The organism is Tardiphaga sp. (assembly GCF_041424195.1).
Classification (GTDB): Bacteria; Pseudomonadota; Alphaproteobacteria; order Rhizobiales; family Xanthobacteraceae; genus Tardiphaga.
Window position 1 is genome coordinate 141,886 of the sequence record NZ_JBGMOE010000205.1, and the last position, 22,017, is coordinate 163,902.

The following is a 22,017-nucleotide window of genomic DNA, read 5'->3' on the forward strand; positions in this document are numbered from 1 at the left end:
TCATTCCCCTTCGACTTCCTCAATCTTCATTCTTCGTCCCCATTTGTCGAAACAGTGCCCTTCATTCAGCACCAAACGGTCATCATCAAGCCGCTCCTCAAGTCCACGCAACTGCAGGCGCGCGACAGAATTGTCCAATGGCCCACCGAAAGGAGCCACGTTCGGAAAGAAAGCAGCGCCATCCCATTCCCGTCCCGCTCCAGCGAACAGAACCGTGATTCCACTCCAGTCGACGTCATCGCCGATCACGTTAAAATAAGTTGAGCACAGCGGAGTGACTTTATTCTCAGCGATCTCAATCAGAACCACGAACGCTGTGAATGCCCCCGTCTTCGAAAATTCCGTAGCGATCCAGCGATCGAAATCAGTGAGAATTGCGTCAGAAATCGACAACGGGCGTCTCCGGCATGTAATTCTCAAACAGGACCCAGAACGGATTTGGATGCGTTGCCGCGTACCAGGTTTCGAATTCGCGGAGAGACTCGATCACATCGGGCTTCTCTTCGTTGTCATCTGCGCTGGGCACGAGACTCGCAAACATGGCCTGAGCGACCGGCGCAAAGCGTGACAGGACCTCACTCCGGGCTTCACTGTCATTCACCCACCCCAGTTTTGGACGCAGAACGGCGGTCGCGACCGCGACCGCAATTTCTTCGCTTTCAGCCTGGGCAATGACGCCGGAGAGCTCCTTCATGAGATTCAGTCTTCGAAATGCGAAGGAACGCTGTTTCTCCAGCTCTTTCATCCGCTCGGCGATACTGCGGCGAAACTCGTCCTCCGCCACAGAGCTTCGATCCGCTGATAGTTTCAGCACGTCAATGAAGGATGCTGCGGGATCCATCGCATTTCCTTTCTAGCGTGGCGGAAGAGAGAGGGAGTCGAACCCACCAAGGACCGGCTCGCGGCCCCTCCCGGATTTGAAGTCCGGACGCCCCACCGGGGACGCTTCCCTTCCAAAATTCGAAGCGTTGTCAGGAGCGGCTTCTATCGTTCTGCCGAACAAATCGAGCCGATGCCTATTAACGCGGCGAAGATCGCCTCGGCGAAGCGTTACGCCGTGACGATCGAAGAATTCAAGGATCTGGATCGCGACTTTGCGGCCATTGTCCACCTGATCGCGAAACTGCGATGCTGTGAACTGACCAAGCGGCTGGCTCTGGCTCAGGCCTGCGACAATCCGGACCATTTCGGCAACCGTCTCCCGCAAGAAGAAATGATCGTGTGCGACCTCATCGACTCGGCCCATACGCCCAAGCAGTTTCAACAAGCGCCGTATGTCGGTTTCATGCGATCCCAGCACGCCTGCAATGTCACGCACCCTTGGTGGACGAAAACGCTCCGAACCGGAAAGCAACATCGCTATCCTCGGCCAGAGTTTTTCATCCTCGACGGTCAGGCGCACTTCATGCCCAGCCAGGCGCACCCATGCCCCATCCAGAGCGATCTCCTTGCTGCGGACAAGTCCGCCGAGAATCGAAAGCAGCACCGGTGCCGGCAGACGCGGCTCAAGCTGCATCCTCAAGCGCTCGAGACCGATACCCTGTAAATCGGGGTTATCCGCATGGAATGCCTGCAGCGTCGCGAGCAAACTTCGCTTGAACTCAATCCATACCGGTGCGGACATGGCGAATACACCGCCGGCTGTGCGCGAAGTGACAGCGGACAAGTGATCGACGATTTCCTGAACGCCATTCTCCGAAAGAACGCGGTCACGCGCAAACGCCGACAGTTCGACAAACCACGGCGGGATCTCAAGCAAGGCCGCCAGCGCCACCTCGGGATCATCGATATGGCAAGCACGCAATTGAGCCATCCGCTCCGGCGACCGCCGCTTGCGGGCCGGGGCGCGCAGATCCAGAAATTTCCCGCCGCCGATTGTCCGCTGGCCGGTGGTGTCGCGCACAACGAATCTATCCCCGACCGCTGCGGCAATGGGCCGATCCAGCACAAGCTGCACCACACCAGTTTGACCTGGCACTAGCAGCGTATCTTCCAGCAAAACCAGACGCGCCCCGGCGTCCACGGACGCATGAAAGAGATGGAGGGGCATCCATTGCGTGACTGGCTTGGCCTCTGAAGCGAGCAGCTGTAACTCCACATCAATTCGGTTTGTCGGTGCATGCAGCCTCTGGTCAAGCACCATGTCACCGCGGGTAATCGCGTCCTTGCTGATACCCTCTCCCGCCAGATTGAGAGCACAACGCTGACCGGCAATGCCGCGCGCGCATGGACGGCTCTGCGCATGAACGGAGCGCACGCGAGCCGTCACACCGGGGGGAGAAATCATCACGTGATCGCCGTTCGATACGGCTCCGGACAGAACCGTGCCCGTGACGATAGTTCCTGTGCCGGGAAGCGTGAAAGATCGATCGACAGCAAGGCGAAAAAGGTCCGAAGACACTCGTGCGCCGATTGTCTTGGCGACATCGAATAAATGATCCCGCAACTCGGCTATGCCTTCGTCGCGAACGGTCGAAACCCGAAAGATGTCAGAGCCGGCCAGCTTCGATTGCTGCAGCAGTCGCGTGATCTCCCTCGACACGCCGTCCAGCCGCGACGGGGAAACAATGTCCGTTTTTGTCAACGCGACAACGCCTCGCTCGATTCCCAGAAGATCGACAATCGCCAGATGCTCCAGCGTCTGGGGCTTGATCCCGTCATCGGCCGCCACGACCAGAATCACGAAATCGATTCCGGTGGCTCCTGCGAGCATGTTATGAATAAATTTTTCGTGGCCCGGAACGTCGACAAACCCGAGGACCGTTCCATCCGGTGCCGGAAGATAGGCAAAACCAAGATCGATGGAGATGCCGCGGGCCTTTTCTTCCTTCAGGCGATCCGTTTCCACGCCGGTCAGTGCACGCACCAATGACGTTTTGCCGTGATCGATATGGCCCGCGGTTCCGATAATCATGATGATGGTTCGGGTAGCGGCAGCGCCGCGCATTGTTCAGCCTCCGCGACTTCGGAGTCCGAAAGGACCGAGCGTGCTGCAGTGAGAAATCGCGATGCGAGCGGGCTTGCACCGGCATGAGCCCGCAACAGCCAGATCAGAGCTTGGCGTGGATGCCGTTCGACGCCGGCTCCGAGATAATATGCGGCCCCGAGCATCGCCTGACCGTCCGCGTCTCCACGCTCTGCACCCCGACGCCACCAGTAAACCGCCAGCGCAGGATCGCGCTCGACGCCAATGGCGTTATGATAGAGCATGCCAAGACGGGTCATGGATGAGGCGATGTTCTGTTCGGCGGCCGCCAATGCCCATTTCCGCGCATCAGCATAATCGTGAACAATCACTTCTCCTTCGAGCAGCATCCAGCTCAACATGTCCTGCGCTGGCCCATCGCCTGCCTCCGCGGCGGAGCGATAGAGCGCGGCCGCGCGCCTGAAATCCTCCTTGACGCCGTCTCCCCTGAAATAGAGGGCAGCCAGATTTCGTTGCCCCGCCGGATCACCTGCCTCCGCCGACAATGTCAGCCAGTTTGCTGCGAGCACGAAATCCGGCTCGACACCCAGGCCTTCGGCAAAGCATGTTCCGATATGGGCCTGCGCCCGGGCTACTCCGGCGTGCGCGAGCGGTCCCCATATTTCGAGGGCCCTCGGATAATCTCCGCGGTTCGCGGCTTCAGAGGCGGCATCCATCTGAGCCGAAACCGATTGCGCATCGATCGTCCGAGCAACGGCGTCAGGCGCTCTCATCGCTTTTCTCCGAAAGGTCGAGCGATTCGAGATTCCTTGCGAACGCGGGTTCGTCATCAAGGCATCGCAGGTCGAGAACCAGCGCCTGCTCCTCGATTCTTCCGACCACAGGAATATCGAGATCGCGCAACTCTTTTGCCAGGCGTTTCAGGAGACGCCCCGCACCACGCGCCGACGACGAGCGGATGGCGAGGCCGGCGCTCGGTATGGTGACCAGCGGCAAAGCTCCCGAACCGATCTGGCTTTCGCAGGCCGTAACCTCAACGGAAAACAATGGGCCGACCGCTGCCTGCACATCTGGCAGCAGCCGGCGCGAACGCGCTTCAACAGCCGATTGGGAAAGCGACAACAGCCGGATAGTGGGAAGCCGCTCGGCAAGCCTGTCCGGGTCGCGATAGAGTTTCAGCGTCGCTTCAATCGCGGCAATCCGCATCTTGTCCAGACGCAGGGCCCGCTTCATCGGATTGCGATTGATGGCGGCGATCAAATCCTTAGATCCCACGATGAATCCGGCCTGCGGACCGCCCAGCAACTTGTCGCCGGAGAAGGTTACGACATCGGCGCCATCCGCAATCGCCTCAGCGACTGTCGGCTCATGGGCAAGGCCGAGCTGCGCAAGATCGACTAGCGTTCCCGACCCCAGATCGTGGACCATCGGGATCTTGCGTTCAGAGGCCAGCGTCGCCAGTTCGCGGGCACTGACTTCCCTGGTGAAACCTTCGATCCGATAATTCGAGGTGTGAACCTTGAAGATAATTCCCGTCTTCGCGCCGATCGCTCCAACATAATCTCTTGTGTGTGTGCGGTTGGTCGTCCCGACCTCGACGAGTTTCGTGCCCGCACGGGACATGATCTCGGGCATCCGAAACGCCCCGCCGATTTCGATCAACTCCCCGCGCGAAACAATTGTTTCGCGCCGATGCGCAAGCGTGTTGAGCACGATCAGAACCGCCGCGGCATTGTTGTTGACAACAGTCGCATCCTCGGCGCCGGTGAGTTCGCACAAGAGGTCACGCAGGTGATCGTCGCGCTCGCCACGCCGGCCGTTCTCAAGATCGAATTCGAGCGCCATCGCCGAGCGCATCGCGGTAACCGCAGCCTCGATCGCGGATTCGGCAAGAACAGCGCGGCCAAGATTGGTGTGCAGGACAGTTCCGGTCAGATTGAACACAGGCCGGAGCTTCGGCCGCTCCTGCGCTTCGAGCAGTGAAACAGCCGCTGCGGTCACCTCCTCCGGCCGGTCCGGCACGGCCCCGTTTGCGCGGGATTGAGAGATCACATGACGGACTGCGCCGACGACCGCCGACCTGCCGAAGCGCCTGATCGCATCAGCCGCAACCGCAGTCTTGAGCACCCCGTCCACCGAGGGAAGTCCGCGCAGGTTAGCGAATACGGTTTTCTCCATGACTTGCCTCAATAGCCAAGCAGGAAGAGGTTGAGGCCGCCGCGGTGGTAATCTTCCTCCCGCAGCAAGAGATCCAGTCCGAGGCTGGCGACATCGTCGGCCATGGGATCAAGCTCTTGTTTTTTGTGCTGGTGCAGAATCTTAACGTAACCCCGGCATGACTCGCAGGTTTCCGCAAGGACGGTTCCATCCCCTCCCTCGATCTCGCGGTAGGAAATGCCCTCGGTTGAATTGCACAGCGTGCATTTTATCCTGACATAGTGCCACTGCGTCGCGCACATGGAACACGCGCAATACCTTGCGCCATGCGCGCCACGCCATCCCACAACCATTGACGCAACGGGGGCTCCGCCGCAGCTCGGACATATGCCGTCACCGACCGGAACGAGCTTTTTCGGGTCCAGCCGTGAAGCCAGGCGAGCATAGTGAACCTGCAAAGCTGCCGCGATAAAGACATGCTCGGCAAATTCCTCGACGGGAATTTCGTTCGCGAGCACAGCCCGCGCCATGCGGATCCGCGCTTCGGAATCCGCGTCGGTAACACGCGCCAGTGCAGTCCTGGCAGTGTCCGGCATTTCGATCAGCGCGACTGCCTGCAACAAGCGACCGAGCGTTGCATCAAAAGCGGTATCGATCGTGAAGCGGTTGCGATCAAGCGGCGGCATCCCATGGGCGCGTGCGCGCTCGCGATCCTCGGAGATCGGGAGGTCAACGTCAGGCAGACCGTCCTGCAACCCGTGCTGAGATGACGAAAGGTCTGCTAGAAAACAGAGAAAGGGAGCCAGTTCACTTCCCGCAGCCAGATCGCGGAAACGCTCTGCTCTGAGTTGAAATAGCGTCGACGGATCGGGGAGACGCGCAAACGGCGGCTCGGCGATCTCGCCGATCGGCACAGCGTCATGCCCAGGCGCGTCAACCTTATCCATCAATGACCTCACGAACCCGCCGGGCCACGTGCACCTCGACAACTCCCTAAGCCGACATGATATAACCCGCGATCAAGAACGACGTCCCTTCCCTCCGACCAATTCCCGTAGCCATTTCCGGTGGTGCCGCCATGCCCACCCGCCGGTGACGCGGCCTCGTGTCATCGCGCTGATCGTGCCGCGCACCCAGATGGCTGCATAGACGTGCACGATCCAGACGCAGATGATAGTCACCGCGGCGACTGCATGGACGAGAACGGCGATACGCTTCTGGTCGATCGTCGAATATGCAGCGAAGTACTGGTCCCAGATCACAAAACCGCTCGCGATCAGAATCAGGATGAGAAACGACATCCCCCAGAAAACCGCTTTCTGACCGGCATTGTATTTGCCAACCTCCGGCAAGCGTTCTTCGTGGCCGGTCAGAACATCCTTGAGCCGCGCGAGCCAGGTGCCGTCCTCAGCCTTCCACAGGTTCGCCCGCCAGAACCGAATGAACAGGCCGGTAAAGCTGAAAAACAGCACAACACCGATCCAGGGATGGATCGCACGCGTCCACTGTCCGCCACCGAACAGCCCGGTCAGGAAAAACAGGCTCGGATGAAACAATGCGAGTCCGGACAAGGCCAACAGGACCAGGCACGTCGCCGTGATCCAGTGGTTGATGCGCGCACCGCCGGTATAGCGGTCGACCGTGACCGGCTTACCGGGGTGAACGGCATCACCCCGTTCAACATCATAAGCGGTCATGACACGTCACTCCTGGTCAATTGCTCAGCTTTCTCTTCATCCTCTTCGGAAACCTTGTTGGGACCCGAAATCAGATAGTGAAGGAAACCGAACATCGCGAAACCACCCATCGCGGCAAGACCTGCATACTTCGTCACACCCTTCCACAATTCAACGACCGGGCTGATCCTCGGGTCCTTTGCAAGATTCGCGTAAATCTCCGGTTTGTCGGCGTGATGCAGCACGTACATGACATGAGTTCCGCCTACGCCCGGTGGATCGTAAAGACCGGCATTCTTGAAGCCGCGTGACTTGAGATCCTTGATGCGGCCCTCGGCGTGCTGCTTCATCTCTTCCTTGGTGCCGAAGACGATTGCTTGGGTAGGACAGGCCTTCGCACAGGCCGGGCCTTGTCCGACGGCGACGCGATCCGAACAGAGCGTGCACTTGTACGCCTTGTGGTCTACCTGGGAGATGCGCGGGATGTTGAAGGGGCATCCCTTGATGCAATACCCGCAACCAATGCATTTATCGTGGTCGAAATCGACAATGCCGTTGGAATACTGCACGATCGCGCCGGGAGCCGGACACGCCTTGAGGCAGCCTGGATCTGCGCAATGCATGCAGCCATCCTTGCGGATCAGCCATTCGAGATTTTGTGTCTCGGGATTGATCCACTCGCTGAACCGCATGACGGTCAGACTGGCCGGCGTGAGATCGAGCGGATCGTCCAGGACGCCAGAATTGTATCCGACCTTTTCGCGCAGATCATTCCACTCAAGGCACGCGGCTTGACACGCCTTGCAACCGATACACTTGGACGTATCGATCAATTTCGCCACAGACGTGAGTTGCCGCTCCGGTGCAGGCACGCTCGACGCCGAACGACGAACCAGATCCTGCTCGCCAAATTGAGCAGGCGTCGGCTTTACGGTTGGGTTCGGAAGCGGAGGAAACATGTACGTGCCTCCCTATGCCACCGGCCCGGCGATGGGCTCGATATTGACCAGAAACGCCTTGTATTCGGGCGTTTCGATGTTGGCGTCGCCGACAAAGGGCGTGAGCGAATTCGGCCCGAACCCTTTCCTGGCTGCGCCGGTAAAGCCCCAATGCAGGGGAATACCGACGACATGGACCGCCTTGCCGTCGCAGATCAGCGGTGCGATCCGCTTGGTCACGACGGCTTTCGCCTTCACCGATCCGCGCTTGGACCAGACCCGGACCCATCCGCCCAGCTTGATGTTCTTCTCCGCGGCCAACTGCTCCGAAATCTCGACGAAGAACTCTGGTTGCAATGACGCGTTGATCTGGGCGTGCTTGGTCCAGTAGTGGAAGTGCTCAGTAAGCCGATAGGAGGTCGCCGCGTATGGAAACTCGCTGGCTTCACCGAACTGCTCCATATCGCCCTTGAAAACGCGAGCGACCGGATTGCCGCGAATCTTGGGTGCAATGACGTTGACGATCGGCGATTCGAAAGGCTCGTAATGCGTCGGGAACGGCCCATCGCGCATCATGCCCCGCGTAAACAGTCGTGCGGTGCCTTCGGGGTTCATGATGTAGGGTCCCACCACACCCGGCTTGGCGTTGGGTGCGATGTCCGGCACGTCATAGCCGGTCCATTTTGCGCCGTCCCACCACAGTAGCTTGCGGCTCGGATCCCAGGGGTTGCCGTTGATGTCCGCCGACGCACGATTGTAAATAATTCGGCGGTTGACGGGCCAGGACCACGCCCACTTCGAGAACGCACCGGTCTCGTCCGGATCGCTATTGTCGCGGCGGGCCATGTTATTGCCTGCCTCGTTGTAGCAACCGGAATAGATCCAGCAGGCACACGCGGTCTTGCCATCGTCGCGCAGGGCGGCAAAGCTGACCACCTGCTTGCCTTTCTCCAGCACAACCTTGGTTGGATCGTTCGGGTCGATGACCGTTTCGAGCACCGAACCGTTCAACTCCTTGGCCAGTTCTTCCGGACTTGGCTCTTCCGGATTCTTGTAATCCCAGGCCAGATTGAGCATCGCATCGGGAAATGCGCCGCCCTCTTTCCTGTACAGCTCGTTCAGACGCTGATGGAGCTGCGCCATGATCCATGTGTCATGCCTGGCTTCGCCCGGCGGCGTGCCGGCCGCCCAGTGCCAATGCAACTGCCGTCCCGAATTCGTGAGCGAACCGGTATCTTCGGCAAAGCAGCTCGTGGGAAGCTGGATCACCTCGGTCTGGATACTCGCCGAGTTGACGTCGTTATGTTCGCCGTGATTCTCCCAGAACCGCGCCGTCTCGGTCTGCAACGGATCCATGACGACGAGGAACTTGAGTTTGGACAGCGCGTCCGTGACTTTCTTGCGGTTCGGGAACGCCAACAGGGGATTGAATCCCTGACAGAAGTACCCGTTCATCCTGCCCTCGTTCATCAGTTCGAAGGCGCGCAAGATGTCGTAGCCCGGAAGATCGAGCTTCGGCAGGTAGTCGTAGGCGAAGTTGTTCTCCGGCGTCGCCGCCGGCCCCCACATCGACTTCAAGAAGCTGACGAAGAACTTCTTGTAGTTCTGCCAGTAGCTCATCTGATCCGGACGCAATGGCTTGAAGCCGCGCGTCGACATATAGGTGTCGAAGGTCGGCTCTTTTTCCGTCGGGATGGTCAGATAGCCCGGGATCAGGTTCGACATCAGACCGATATCGGTCAATCCCTGAATGTTGGAGTGACCGCGAAGAGCATTCATGCCTCCGCCGCGCACGCCGATATTGCCCAGAATGAGCTGCAACATCGCCATCGCTCTAATGTTCTGCGAGCCTTTCGAATGCTGGGTCCAGCCGAGCGCATACATCGATGTCATCGTCTTGGTCGGTGACGAGCACTCCGAGATCATCTGCGCCACTTTCAGGAACTTGTCCTTCGGTGTGCCACAGATTCGCTCGACCATTTCCGGCGTGTAGATCGCAATATGCTGCTTCAGCAGTTTCCAGACGCAACGCGGGTTCTGCAGCGTATCGTCGGAGACCACGTAGCCATCCGGGCCAAGCTCATAATCCCAGCTCGACCTGTTGTAATCGCGCTTGGCCTCGTCATAGCCGGTGAACAGGCCATCCTGATAGCCGAAGCCCTCTTTCACGATATACGGCGCGTTGGTGAATGCCTTGGTGTACTCCCACTGGACCTTGTCGTTATCGATACAGTACTTGATCACGCCGAGCAGGAACGCGATGTCGGTGCCCTGGCGGATCGGCGCATACACATCAGCGACCGACGCCGAACGTGTAAATCGCGGATCGACGACAATCAGCTTCGCACCACGGTTGGCTTTCGCCTCCGTGACCCATTTGAATCCACACGGATGCGCTTCAGCAGCGTTGCCACCCATAATGATCACGAGATCCGTGTTCTTGATATCGGTCCACGAATTCGTCATCGCGCCGCGGCCAAATGTTGGAGCCAGACTGGCTACCGTGGGGCCGTGTCAAACGCGCGCCTGATTATCGAAGACCAGCATCCCCATGCTGCGAACGACCTTGTAGGTCGCCCACGCCGTTTCATTGGTCGTTGCAGAAGCCGCGAGGAAACCGGTGCTCAGCCAGCGGTTGACCGTAACGCCGTCGCCATTTCTGGCGACGAAGTTCTTGTCCCGGTCATCCTTCATCAGCCGCGCGATGCGATTGAGCGCCACATCCCAGGAGATCTGCTCGAACTTGTCCGAGCCGGGTTTGCGAAGCATCGGATATTTCAGGCGGGTCTCCGCATGCACCATGTCGAGAAGTGCTGCACCCTTGGGACAGAGCGTGCCCCGATTGGTCGGGTGATCTGCATCGCCTTCGATGTGGAGGATGTCGGCCCTCTCACCCTTCGCCAGGCTGCCCTTGGAGTGGATGATGATGCCGCAGCCGACGGCGCAGTAGGTGCAGGTGTTGCGGGTTTCCGTGACCCCGGCCAGTTTAAAAGGGCGGATCGACGATGCCAGAGCCGCCTCAATTCCGCCGAAACCAAGAGCGCCGAGTGTGGTGCCTGCAAGCCCCCCGCCGGCGCTTTTCAAAAATTGACGTCGCGAGATTTCCATATTCATGGCTGGTTCTCCTTCGAGATCACGGCCCCACCGGGGGACGCCATGTCGGGCGCGCCATAAGCGCGCTGGAAGTAGAATCCATCTGAGCATCGGTAACGTAATGTTCAGAGATAGTTAAAGTCAACGTATACAAATGTCGCGCATGGAAGAATGTCTGCGGCGCCGCAACATTCGAGCCGATCGGGAAACAGATATCGGACAGCGTTGTAGCAGGTAGTCGCTGCAATGCGGCAAGCGCTCGATTTCGTCAGCTGCGCTGAAGCGCTCTGCAAACACGTCGAATTGCGTTGACGCCAGCGCGCGTTGATCCCCAAAATGTGGCGTGACCTATCCATCGGCTCCCGAGTTTCGGGGCGCGCAGTTTGGAGATATAGGGCTCGCGTTCAGAATCGCGATTCTGGCGACATTCTTTGTGTTGGCGTTCTCGTTGGACTCGCGCGCGACTGAATTGAAGCGCATCGACGAACCTGCAAAGCCTGATTTTTCCTTGCCAGGTTTGGACGGGACGACCGTTCCTCTGAAAGCCTTCAAAGGCCACACCGTGCTCGTCCATTTCCTTGCGACGTGGTGTGCACCGTGCCGCGAAGAGCTGCCCGCGCTGACCCGCTTTCTCGACCGCTCGGCAGCTCACGCATCAGTCATCGCCATATCCGTCGCCGATATCGATCAACGGCTCAAACGTGTCCTCGAACAGACACCGGTCAATTTTCCCGTGCTGCTGGATCGCGAGCGGACCGTGACGAAGTCATGGCATGTCACCACGCTCCCCACGACCTACGTTCTCGACGCAAACATGAAGCCTTTGCTCGTGGTCGAAGCCGATTTCCAGTGGGACACGGTCGACATTGAGCCCGCAACCGGAAAGCTCATCAAGAACAAGATCCGGGAGCCTGAAACGACCTCCGATTATTCACATCAGGAAAAAAAGGGGAGCGATCATGACCTTTAATCGACGCGATCTCTTGAAGGCCGGCGCCGCGGTCTCACTGGTGGCAGGACTTCCCCGGCAGGCGATGGCTCAGGCGCCATGACGGCGACGTGATGCGGAGTTGCCACCATATTCAGCGGGCCCCGCGCTTGCGTCACCCGTTTTATTTCGTCGGCTCTTCTCCGAGCCCAGGAACCTTTTGTTCCGGCCAGCCGTTTTTCATCACATCCCACATCGGAGGCAATGATGAAAAACATCGGTCTTATTCCATTGGCCGCCGTTATCATGGTGTCGGGAACGTCTTCGTTTGCCCAGAACAACGACCCGTCGACCAATGCGATGGAGCGACCCGCAGCAGCTCCGCACTCCAGTGGCTCCGGCACCACGCCGGATGGCAAGGGCTCGACGGGCTGGACTGGCGGAGCCCGCGACCAGAACTCTCAAACGATCGGTCAAACCACCGGTTCGCAAGATGCCGAAGCGGCAAAGGATCAGCCCGCGATGGCAACGGGCAAAGATCTGAAAGGGCCAGCGAAGCAGTTTTCTCCTCGTCAAACGCCGGAATAGCAACCAGGAGCAGACTTTCGCGGTCATGTCGTGGAATCTGCCGGCCTGATCGCAGCGACCTGAATCGCCACAACGGTGCGGGTGCGCGCCGGAGGTCATCGCTTGAAGATCGTGAAACGACAACGATCACAGTGAAGCCCATCTATCTGGACTACAGAGCCACGCCACCAATCGATCCTGCTGTATTCAGCGCGATGCTGCGCTGCCTGCGCGTAGCATTCGGCAATCCGCAGCGCATGCGCGTCTTCCGATCCGCGGGAACGCCACATCCACATCGCATGAGTTGAACACATGAAGATCCACGACATACGTCTCACCAGCCTTGCGCATGGCGGCGGCTGCGGCTGCAAATTGGCGCCTTCGGTTCTGCAACAGTTGCTCGCGCATCAACCCGCGGCGCAGCCTTTTGCACAGCTGCTGGTCGGCACCGAGACCGGTGATGATGCTGCGGTATGGCGGCTTGAAGATGGAACGTGCGTTATTGCAACGACGGACTTTTTCATGCCGATGGTCGACGATCCCTACGATTTCGGGCGTATCGCCGCGACGAACGCGATATCCGACATTTACGCCATGGGCGGAACCCCGATCATGGCTCTGGCAATCCTCGGAATTCCCGTCGACAAGTTGCCCACCGAGATGACGGCAAGGATTCTCGCGGGCGGGGCGTCAGTTTGCGCGACCGCCGGTATTCCAGTCGCGGGTGGTCACTCCATCGATTCTCCCGAACCGATCTACGGACTTGCCGTCATCGGCACCTGCAAGGAAAAACATATCCGCCGCAATTCCGAAGCGCAGGCCGAAGACGCCGTCATTTTGACCAAACCGCTCGGCGTCGGCGTCTATGCGGCTGCTTTCAAGAAAGGTGCGCTATCGGACGTCGCGTATGCCGATATGATTGGATCGATGACACGGCTCAATCGCGTCGGAACGAAGCTCGCTGCAGATGCGTCGGTACATGCCATGACGGATGTGACCGGGTTCGGCTTGCTCGGGCATAGTTTGGAAATGGCTCGCGGGTCGAACGTCAGCATCATACTGAACGCAGCGGATATTCCCCCGCTCCCCGAGGCTCAACAGCTGATTGAACAGGGGTTCCTGACCGGAGCTTCCGGTCGCAACTGGGCGAGCTACGGACACGAGGTTCGCCTCGATCCTGGTTGTCCCGAATGGCAACGCCAACTCCTCACCGACCCGCAAACATCAGGCGGATTGCTGATTGCCTGCCGTGCAAATCGCGCGGAGGCGATCACGCGCCAGATCGTCGAGGATGGTCATCCGTACGCGCGTGTTATCGGACGGGCAGAGAGCGGCCAACCTGTCGTTACGGTAATCGGGTGATCGCCGGGGACCACTTTTTCGGCGAACACAAACCGCCCCCCCTTCACGACAAAAATAACGTGTTCAGCCCCGAGGTCACGTAGACCGGATCAAGCTGGAAGCGGTCTGGCTGTTTGACCCTGCCGTGCGGATGGCTTCATAAGGGGTGCGCCTAGCAAGTTGATTGACAGTATACTGAAAGACTGTACACTGTCGATTATCGTTGATAAACGACGATCAGAGTAATTCCGCAGGATGTTAGGGCGCGCGGCTTTCCGCTGCGGCATGTCATCCCCGTTATGGTGCTCTTGGATATCGAGGGGCCTTGGACGCTTCAGTCCCGATATCCTGGAATCTGATCCGTCGCATACCCGCCGCGGCAACGCACCGCAGCTTGAGAAACATGAAGGCGTTTGTGGATGCAGGCCCGGACCAAGAGTGCGAAGACAGTCAAGGAGCCATTGATGTCAATGGACGATCTCTACGGCATGCCGGGCCATCTGTTTCGCAGAATGCAGCAGATCGCCGTCGCTATCTTCATGGAGGAGTGCAAGGCGTTCGACATGACGCCGCTGCAGTATGCCGCGCTTGTGGCAATTCGCGCGCATCCGGGGATTGATGCCACGCGGCTCTCTGCGCTGATTGCCTTCGACCGTTCGACGCTTGGCAGTGTCATCGAACGACTCGAGACGAAAGGACTCCTCGCGCGCAAAGCCGGCCCTGACGACAAGCGCATCAAGCTGCTCTACTTGACACGCGCCGGAGCAGACGAGTTGCGCGGTGTCGAGCCGGCCGTCAGCGGCGCCCAGTCCCGAATGCTTGCGGCGCTCAAGCCGGCCGATCGCAAGACCTTGCTCAAGCTGATGGCACGGCTTGTCGATCTAAACAACGAGACATCTCGAGCCCCGGTGCGCCCAGCCGATGCCGGGCGGCGTTCGACATAGGAGGCTTCGTGCAATTTCATTTCAATGGTTTCGAACCCGGTGACCCGGATATTTCGGATACCGCAAAGCGGCATCTCACTTCCGGAAGTTCCGGGACTCTTCCGGAGAAAGTGGACGTCCTCATTATTGGCTGCGGACCTGCCGGACTAACATTGGCCGCCCAACTCTCGGCCTTTCCCGAAATAAAGACCTGCATCGTCGATCAAAAAGCAGGCCCGCTGCTTCTCGGCCAGGCCGACGGTGTGGCTTGCCGCACGGTCGAAATGTTCGAGGCCTTCGGTTTCAGCGAGCGGGTGCTGCGGGAAGCCTGCTGGATCAACGAGACAACCTTCTGGAAGCCCGCGCAAAATGGGCAAGCAACCATTGCCCGCAGTGGCCGCGTGCAGGACACCGAGGACGGGCTGTCGGAGTTCCCGCATGTCGTGCTGAACCAGGCGCGCGTCCATGACTTCTATCTCGACGTGATGCAAAAATCACCGGCAGCGCTGGAGCCTTACTACGCGCGCCAGCTACTCGATCTTCAGATCGATACATCGGTCGCGGCCGACGATGCTCATGCGTATCCGGTAACGGCAAGGCTCGAGCATGCCGGGCAGATCGAAACTGTCAAAGCCCGCTACGTGGTGGGTTGCGACGGCGCGCGCAGCACCGTGCGAAAGTCGATCGGACGCACCCTACACGGGGACTCGGCCAACCATGCCTGGGGTGTCATGGATGTGCTGGCCGTTACCGACTTTCCCGATATCCGGTGCAAGTCACTGATCCAGTCCGCCAACGAGGGTACCATACTCGTGATCCCGAGGGAGGGCGGCTATCTCGTTCGGCTGTATATCGAGATGGATAAGCTCGAGGCTGGCGAGCGGGTTTCGAACCGCAAGATCACGGCCGAGGACCTGATAGCGGCAGCTCAGCGCATTTTCAAACCGTACGTGTTGGACGTGAAGGAAGTGGCGTGGTGGTCGGTGTACGAGATCGGCCAGCGCATCTGCGACAAGTTCGATGACGTGCCGGAAGCGGAAATCGCACGGCGCTCGCCGCGCGTGTTCATTGCCGGGGATGCCTGCCATACGCACAGCCCGAAGGCCGGCCAGGGCATGAACGTTTCCATGCAGGACGCTTTCAATCTCGGTTGGAAACTGGCGTCGGTGCTGAACAAACGGTGCGTACCGGACTTGCTGCACAGTTACTCGGCGGAACGTCAAGCCGTCGCGAAGGAACTGATCGACTTCGACCGCGAATGGGCTGCCTTGCTTGGATCGAGCGAAGGATTCGATGCCGCCGAGACCCAGCGATATTTTGTCCGGCACGGACGCTATACGGCGGGCACCGCGGCGCATTATCGTCCGTCGATACTCACCGGCGAACCGACCCATCAGCATCTTGCGGAAGGGCTGGTGATCGGCATGCGCTTTCATTCCGCACCCGTGATCCGCCTAGCGGACGCCAGGCCACTTCATCTGGGTCACGTGGCCAAGGCCGATGGCCGGTGGCGGATTTTTGCATTTTCCGGAGCCGAGGACCCCGCCGCTTCCGACTCCGGCATTCGAGCCTTGTGCGAATTTCTGGACAGCCCCAGTTCTCCCGTGCGGAAATTTACCCCGGCGGGCCAGGACATCGATTCCGTGATCGACGTTCGTGCGGTATTCCAGCAGGACCGTCGCGAACTTGCCATCGAAGCCATGCCCCCATTTCTATTGCCCCGGAGGGGGCGTTACGGACTGTACGATTACGAGAAAATGTTCTGTCCGGACGTGAAGGGCGGCGACATTTTTACTATGCGCGGCATCGATCGCCGATCCGGCTGCATGGTGATCGTACGACCGGACCAATATATCGCGGACGTTCTTCCACTCGACGGGTTTGGCCGGCTTGCTGCATTCTTCGATAACTTCATGATCCAGAAAAACGCAGTATCCGGGTGATTGGCACCGCCCTTCGATGTTGCCGGCGAGCATCAATACGGACAGGGAGATGCAATTCGCCGCGTGACAGAGAGCCCGCCGTCCGGTTGCTGCCGAGCCTTGATCTTTGCGCCACGACGCGTACGGGGCGCCTCGTTACTTCGGCTCCAGCTTCAGCAGCCGGGCCGCGTTGTCTTCCAAAATCATGGGCGTTGGGTATTGAAGCAAGTTGATTCAACACCGAGGAAGGTCGATCCAGCGCGTCGGAAGATGCGACGTTGATATTGGCGGCCAGGCGAGTACCGCAGCTATCTGTCGGCACGTGCTTCCAGCGAAGTGGGGCCGGCCGTAAATGCCGCGTCGTAAATGAGGCAGAGGGAGCAACACCGTGACAATCGAGGTCATTTTGCCGCCAAGGGGGCGAGACTATCGCCTTGATCTGCTTCGCGGGTTTGCTAACTGGGCGATTTTTCTCGACCACATTCCGAACAACGTGGTCAATTGGATCACTCAACGCAATTACGGATTCAGCGACGCTGCTGACCTTTTCGTTTTCATCTCGGGCTACACGGCATCATTCGTCTACGGGCGAATGATCGTTGAACGAGGCTTCGTTATAGGTGGGACCCGTCTCATCAAGCGTGCTTGGCAGATTTACGTCGCGCACATCATCTTGTTCGTGATGTATATCGCTGAAATCGGATATCTATCTCACCGCTATGGCGATCCAAACCTGAACAACGACTTCAACGTTGCTGGATTTATGAATGATCCAGCCAGAACCTTGTATGAAGGCCTCATACTTGCGTTCAAGCCCGTAAATATGGACGTTCTGCCACTATATATTCTCCTCATGGTCATTTTCCCTCTTGTGTTGTGGGTGATGTTGCGACGGCCGAACTTAGCGCTCGCACTATCCTTTCTTCTTTATCTGGCAGCGCGTTATTTCGACTGGAATCTGCGCGCTTACCCAACCGGGTACTGGTACTTCAATCCATTTTGCTGGCAGCTTCTTTTCGTCTTCGGCGGATGGTTCGCACTTGGGGGATCAATCGAGTCGAGGTCGTTAATTCGATCGCGAGCGCTATTGGTGCTGGGTAGCGTCTATCTCGTCTTTGCTCTGGTCATGACGATGGCTGGTCGATTTCCGGAAGTCGCCCACCTGATGCCCGCAAAGCTCGTCGATACATTTAACCCGAACGACAAGACTAATCTTGCACCTTACCGCCTTCTCCATTTCGTCGTACTATTCTTCTTCATCTCACGGTTTATGCCGCGCGACTGGCTGGGCCTTCAATGGCCCATTCTGCAGCCTATGATCAAGTGCGGCCAGCAATCTCTTGAGGTGTTCTGCATCGGCGTCTTTCTCGCGGTCGCAGCCCATGTCATTCTGGTTGAGGTTTCGAGCGCTATCTGGATGCAGATTGTTGTGAGCGTCGTCGGCATCGCATTGATGACGGCGGTCGCTTACTACCGCTCCTGGTCTAAGCTTGCCGACAAGAAGCCGGAAAAGTTGCGCCCATCTCCTCCGCCGGACAGACAACAGACGGCGTGATCGGAGATGTCCGCCGGATGTGCGGCTCGTCGTGGGTATGACCGCGACCGTTGAAATTCATCCGAAATCGGCAAGCGTATCCGGCGCTGCTCCTGCCGCCGTAGTGAGGTCACACCACCCATGACCGGGAGATATCAGCACGGATATTAACGCTCGCAGCATGCAAGGCAGATACGAGGAGGCTTACTATACGCCGTCCAAGGTTATACGTAATGGATTGTTGCGCGATGAGACCTGGTGCGTCCGCACCGGCAAAGAACGAGAAATGAGTTTTGTGAGCATCGCCATCGTGTTCGATGAATCGTCGAATGAAGACCTCTTCAACAGATAGACGATCAGGTTGAGAAATAGGCTACCAGCCTTGATTTGCACTGAGCACCTGGGGCCTTTGCAAAGACTTGGTCGCGCCAGTCCAGCGGCGCGACTGTCGCAGGATGACCTCGCGGCAATTTGATTTCGTTCCTCGCTCACGGCTTGTGCTTCGACCAAAAGAGGGCAAGGTTGCATGACTTTGAGAATGCGAGGGAGGCGTCGATGAACACGAACAATGCGAACTCTTCCGACCCGGTCTTACGCAATCTTGACGGCCTGCTCTCCGATTTGACCGAGTTCTACAAGGATGTGCATGCACACCCGGAATTGTCGATGCAGGAGACGCGAACTGCAAAGCTCGCGGCGGACCGCCTGCGCGCGGCCGGCTATGAAGTTACGACGGGCGTCGGCAAGACCGGTGTGGTTGGCCTGCTTCGTAATGGCGATGGCCCAACTGTCATGCTGCGCGCTGATATGGATGCGTTGCCAATCCAGGAAACGACAGGCCTGCCCTACGCCAGTAAGGTTACAGCGACAGATCGGGAAGGCCAGACGGTGCCTGTTTCGCATATGTGCGGCCACGACATGCACGTGGCCTGGCTCGCCGGTGCAACCAGGCTGCTCGCCGACGCTCGAACAAGCTGGCAGGGTACTTTGATGGCGGTCTTTCAGCCGGGAGAAGAGACGGCGGAAGGTGCAAAGGCCATGATCGAGGACGGTCTGTTCAAGCGTTTCCCAAAGCCCGACGTGATCCTCGGCCAGCATGTCATGGTGGGGCCTTCGGGTACGGTCGCCGGACGCGCCGGCGCCATCACGTCCGCGGCGGACAGTCTGCAGATCCGCCTGTTCGGACGCGGCGCGCATGGCTCAATGCCGCAAGCAAGTATTGATCCTGTGATCATGGCCGCATCCACGGTCATGCGGCTTCAAACTATAGTGTCGCGCGAGCTTGCGGCCGCTGAAGCGGCCGTAGTTACGATTGGCGTTTTGCAGGCAGGCACCAAGGAGAATGTCATTCCCGACGAAGCCATCATCAAGCTTAATGTCCGAACGTTCGATGCCGGCGTCCGGACACGGGTACTGGCCGCAATCGAACGGATCGTCAACGCCGAGGCGGCCGCTTCCGGCGCGCCCCGCCCGCCCGAGATCACGACGCTCGATAGCTATCCGCTCAACGTCAATAATCGAGACGCAAGCAAGCGGGTGGTCGACGCATTCCGGGGATATTTTGGAGCGGACCGGGTCCGGGAAACCGGCCCGGCGCCGGCCAGCGAGGATTTCGGATCGTTTGGATCGGGGTGGCACGTTCCCTCGGTTTTCTGGTTTGTCGGCGGTACTGATCCGGAGACTTATACGAAGGCGAAAGAGGCAAACCGGCTCAACGAACTTCCGGTGAACCACAGCCCAAAATTCGCACCCGTTCTCCATCCCACCTTACAAATGGGAGTTGAAACGCTGGTCGTGGCAACCCGCACATGGCTGACGGTGTAAGATATGACAGTCGACTGGATCCCATTTACCGAAAGCGCATCTACCTTTCGGTTGAACGCCTGAAAGCCCGCTTATGGAGCAACTCCCGCTTGTGCTCGATCTGACTGGTACCTTCGTCTTTGCGCTTAGCGGCGCATTGGCAGGCGTCACACGAAAGCTGGATTTATTCGGCGTTCTGGTATTGTCGTTTGCGGCGGCTACTGCGGGAGGCATCGCCCGAGACGTTCTGATCGGCGCGATTCCTCCCGGCGCCATCAATGACTGGCGCTATCTCGCCGTGTCGCTCTTTGCCGGCGTAGTCACTTTCTATTTCTCCCCCTTGGTCGTTCGGATGTCGAACCCAGTCTCTCTATTCGACGCCGCAGGACTCGCTTTTTTTGCCGTCGCAGGTGCGTCCAAAGCGCTCGCCTACGGACTGAACCCGGTCATGGCGATAGTGCTCGGCATGGTGACCGGGATCGGCGGCGGTATGGTTCGCGACGTGCTGCTGGCCGAAATCCCGACCGTGCTGCGTGCAGAACTTTATGCGGTCGCGGCGTTGGCCGGCGCAGCAGCTGTGGTCATAGGTCATGCACTAGAGCTTCCTCAAGTCCCCGTAACGACCGTGGGGTTGGCACTGTGCTTTTTTCTTCGCGTGATGGGGATCAGATACAGCTGGCGGCTTCCAACCGCCGGCGGAGACAAGCGAGCCCCCGGGAGCACCGACACGGCAATCGATCCGTAGCCATCGAAAAGGAAGCGCGAGCAGAGCATACTGCTTCAACAGCCGATTCAGTTATGTTCGGACTGACTACAGCCCGCGGAAAATTCCGCGCGCCATCGCGAGGAGTCCCGACGCGTCTACTGACTAGTCGATAACTTTTCTCGGCCGACCGAGCCGCTCACTCTCCAGACCGTATTCCCGACATCGTCAGCAACGACCAGAGCACCGGTCCGGTCAAGCGCCACGCCGACCGGCCGCCCGTGAACCGTTTTTCTATCCGGTGCAAGGAAGTTCGTCACCACCGGGGTCGGCATCCCGCTCGGCCGTCCATTCACGAATGGAACGAAGATCACCTGGTAGCCGTTCAGCGGGTCACGGTTCCAGCTGCCATGCTGGCCCACAAACGCGCCATCGGCGAACGTCGGTGACAGCGTTTCTCCTTGACTGAATGCGAGGCCGAGTGCCGCAACATGGGAGCTGAGGCCATAATCCGGCTTGATCGCCTTCGCCACCATTGCAGGATTCTGCGGATGGACGCGTTCATCCAAGTGCTGTCCCCAATAGCTATAGGGCCAGCCGTAGAAACCGCCGTCCTTGATGGAAGATAGATAATCCGGAACCAGATCCGGCCCGATCTCGTCCCGCTCGTTGACTACAGCGAACAATTGCCCCGTTCCAGGCTGGATGGCGAGGTTCGTCGGATTCCGCGTTCCGGTCGCGAAAAGGCGCTTGGCCCCCGTCAGGCGATCGACCTCGTAGATGGCCGCACGCCCTTCTTCGATGTCTATCCCATTCTCGGTGATATTGCTGTTAGAGCCGACCCCGACATAGAGCTTTGACCCGTCCGGGCTGGCCACCATTGACTTGGTCCAGTGGTGGTTGATCGGGCCTGCGGGCAAATCGGCAAGCTTTGTGCCGGGCGCCGTAATCTGCGTCTGTCCCGGTGTGAACGGAAAGGCGATGATCGCGTCGGTGTTGGCGACGTACAAGGTGTCCGCCACCCACGCTACGCCGTACGGCGAGTGCAGGTGGTCGACCAGAACAGTCTTCATCTCCGGAACGCCGTCGCCATTGGCGTCACGCAACAAAGTGATGCGATTGCCGCCCTTGTCGGACGCACCGGCTCGCGCCTTAACTTTTCCTGAGATGTAATCCTTGGGGCGGAATGGCACGGTACCGGGACCGTTGCTTTCGACGACGAGGATATCGCCGTTGGGCAATGGATAGACGATGCGCGGATGCATCAGTCCGGTCGCCATCGCCTGGATGCGCATGCCGGCGGGAACTGTTGGTGTTTCCTCAGCCTTCCAGCCAACCGCCTGCGGTACGCTCATGGGCGGCACCAGATATTGGTGAGGTTCGGGAAGCTCTGGATTCGATCCATATTGTTTTGATGGATCGCCGCCTTGGTCAGTGCAGGCGGACACCAGCGTGAGAATCATCAGCCCCGCAACCGCTCGAACTCGATTCGCGATCATTCGCTTT

At 58.9% G+C, this 22,017-nt stretch carries 18 protein-coding genes, 1 tRNA gene and 1 pseudogene; 9 read left to right on the plus strand and 11 right to left on the minus strand.

Annotation, left to right across the window (positions count from 1 at the left end; genetic code table 11):
- The 10 genes and pseudogenes from ACEK02_RS28625 to fdnG form a co-directional block, all read right to left on the minus strand.
- Positions 1–393, minus strand: coding sequence for a hypothetical protein (locus ACEK02_RS28625; RefSeq protein ID WP_371424851.1), 393 nt, complete (start codon positions 391–393; stop codon positions 1–3).
- Complete coding sequence (locus ACEK02_RS28630; RefSeq protein ID WP_371424852.1) at positions 380–841, minus strand: hypothetical protein; 462 nt, start codon at positions 839–841, stop codon at positions 380–382. Before ACEK02_RS28630 ends, ACEK02_RS28625 begins: the two co-directional genes overlap by 14 nt.
- Before the next feature lie 18 nt (positions 842–859).
- Positions 860–955: transfer RNA gene (locus ACEK02_RS28635), tRNA-Sec, on the minus strand.
- Positions 956–1,081: 126 nt separating this feature from the next.
- Positions 1,082–2,947: pseudogene (gene selB / locus ACEK02_RS28640) on the minus strand (selenocysteine-specific translation elongation factor); the annotation flags it as partial.
- Positions 2,911–3,699: a tetratricopeptide repeat protein gene (locus ACEK02_RS28645; RefSeq protein WP_371424853.1), complete on the minus strand. Its 789-nt coding sequence runs from the start codon at positions 3,697–3,699 to the stop codon at positions 2,911–2,913. The pseudogene selB and the gene ACEK02_RS28645, both read right to left, overlap by 37 nt.
- Positions 3,686–5,104, minus strand: coding sequence for an L-seryl-tRNA(Sec) selenium transferase (gene selA, locus ACEK02_RS28650; protein WP_371424854.1), 1,419 nt, complete (start codon positions 5,102–5,104; stop codon positions 3,686–3,688). Before selA ends, ACEK02_RS28645 begins: the two co-directional genes overlap by 14 nt.
- Positions 5,105–5,112: 8 nt before the next feature.
- Entirely contained in the window at positions 5,113–6,030 is a 918-nt protein-coding gene (fdhE, locus tag ACEK02_RS28655; protein WP_371424855.1) for a formate dehydrogenase accessory protein FdhE, read from the minus strand.
- 72 nt (positions 6,031–6,102) lie between these two features.
- On the minus strand, positions 6,103–6,780 hold the full coding sequence (locus ACEK02_RS28660) for a formate dehydrogenase subunit gamma (RefSeq protein ID WP_371424856.1): 678 nt from the start codon (positions 6,778–6,780) through the stop codon (positions 6,103–6,105).
- Positions 6,777–7,718 carry a formate dehydrogenase subunit beta gene (fdxH, locus tag ACEK02_RS28665; protein WP_371424857.1) on the minus strand — a complete coding sequence of 314 codons (942 nt, stop codon included), beginning with the start codon at positions 7,716–7,718 and terminating at the stop codon, positions 6,777–6,779. The genes ACEK02_RS28660 and fdxH overlap by 4 nt, the downstream gene beginning before the upstream one ends.
- Before the next feature lie 12 nt (positions 7,719–7,730).
- Positions 7,731–10,811, minus strand: coding sequence for a formate dehydrogenase-N subunit alpha (fdnG, locus tag ACEK02_RS28670; RefSeq protein ID WP_371424858.1), 3,081 nt, complete (start codon positions 10,809–10,811; stop codon positions 7,731–7,733).
- Between the two features lie 322 nt (positions 10,812–11,133).
- Here fdnG and ACEK02_RS28675 point away from each other — a divergent pair, with 322 nt between their 5' ends.
- The 9 genes from ACEK02_RS28675 to ACEK02_RS28715 all read left to right on the plus strand — a co-directional run bounded on the left by ACEK02_RS28675 (position 11,134) and on the right by ACEK02_RS28715 (position 20,553).
- On the plus strand, positions 11,134–11,760 hold the full coding sequence (locus ACEK02_RS28675; RefSeq protein WP_371424859.1) for a TlpA disulfide reductase family protein: 627 nt from the start codon (positions 11,134–11,136) through the stop codon (positions 11,758–11,760).
- Positions 11,750–11,842: a twin-arginine translocation signal domain-containing protein gene (locus tag ACEK02_RS28680; protein WP_371424860.1), complete on the plus strand. Its 93-nt coding sequence runs from the start codon at positions 11,750–11,752 to the stop codon at positions 11,840–11,842. Before ACEK02_RS28675 ends, ACEK02_RS28680 begins: the two co-directional genes overlap by 11 nt.
- 143 nt (positions 11,843–11,985) lie before the next feature.
- Positions 11,986–12,306, plus strand: a complete 321-nt coding sequence (locus ACEK02_RS28685) for a hypothetical protein (RefSeq protein WP_371424861.1) — start codon at positions 11,986–11,988, stop codon at positions 12,304–12,306.
- A 291-nt stretch (positions 12,307–12,597) separates the two neighbouring features.
- Positions 12,598–13,647 (plus strand): selenide, water dikinase SelD, encoded by a 1,050-nt coding sequence (gene selD, locus ACEK02_RS28690; RefSeq protein WP_371424862.1) that lies wholly within the window; start codon positions 12,598–12,600, stop codon positions 13,645–13,647.
- 449 nt (positions 13,648–14,096) lie between these two features.
- Positions 14,097–14,570: a MarR family winged helix-turn-helix transcriptional regulator gene (locus ACEK02_RS28695; protein ID WP_371424863.1), complete on the plus strand. Its 474-nt coding sequence runs from the start codon at positions 14,097–14,099 to the stop codon at positions 14,568–14,570.
- An 8-nt stretch (positions 14,571–14,578) separates the two neighbouring features.
- Entirely contained in the window at positions 14,579–16,492 is a 1,914-nt protein-coding gene (locus tag ACEK02_RS28700; RefSeq protein ID WP_371424864.1) for an FAD-binding monooxygenase, read from the plus strand.
- A 367-nt stretch (positions 16,493–16,859) separates the two neighbouring features.
- On the plus strand, positions 16,860–18,026 hold the full coding sequence (locus ACEK02_RS28705; RefSeq protein ID WP_371424865.1) for an OpgC domain-containing protein: 1,167 nt from the start codon (positions 16,860–16,862) through the stop codon (positions 18,024–18,026).
- A gap of 534 nt (positions 18,027–18,560) precedes the next feature.
- Positions 18,561–19,829, plus strand: coding sequence for a M20 family metallopeptidase (locus tag ACEK02_RS28710; protein ID WP_371424866.1), 1,269 nt, complete (start codon positions 18,561–18,563; stop codon positions 19,827–19,829).
- A 91-nt stretch (positions 19,830–19,920) separates the two neighbouring features.
- Positions 19,921–20,553, plus strand: coding sequence for a trimeric intracellular cation channel family protein (locus ACEK02_RS28715; RefSeq protein WP_371424867.1), 633 nt, complete (start codon positions 19,921–19,923; stop codon positions 20,551–20,553).
- 116 nt (positions 20,554–20,669) lie between these two features.
- Here the strand turns inward: ACEK02_RS28715 and ACEK02_RS28720 are convergent, their stop codons facing one another.
- The gene (locus tag ACEK02_RS28720) at positions 20,670–22,010 is read right to left on the minus strand and encodes a sorbosone dehydrogenase family protein (protein WP_371424868.1); all 1,341 of its coding nucleotides are present in this window, start codon (positions 22,008–22,010) and stop codon (positions 20,670–20,672) included.
- Positions 22,011–22,017: the final 7 nt, after the last annotated feature.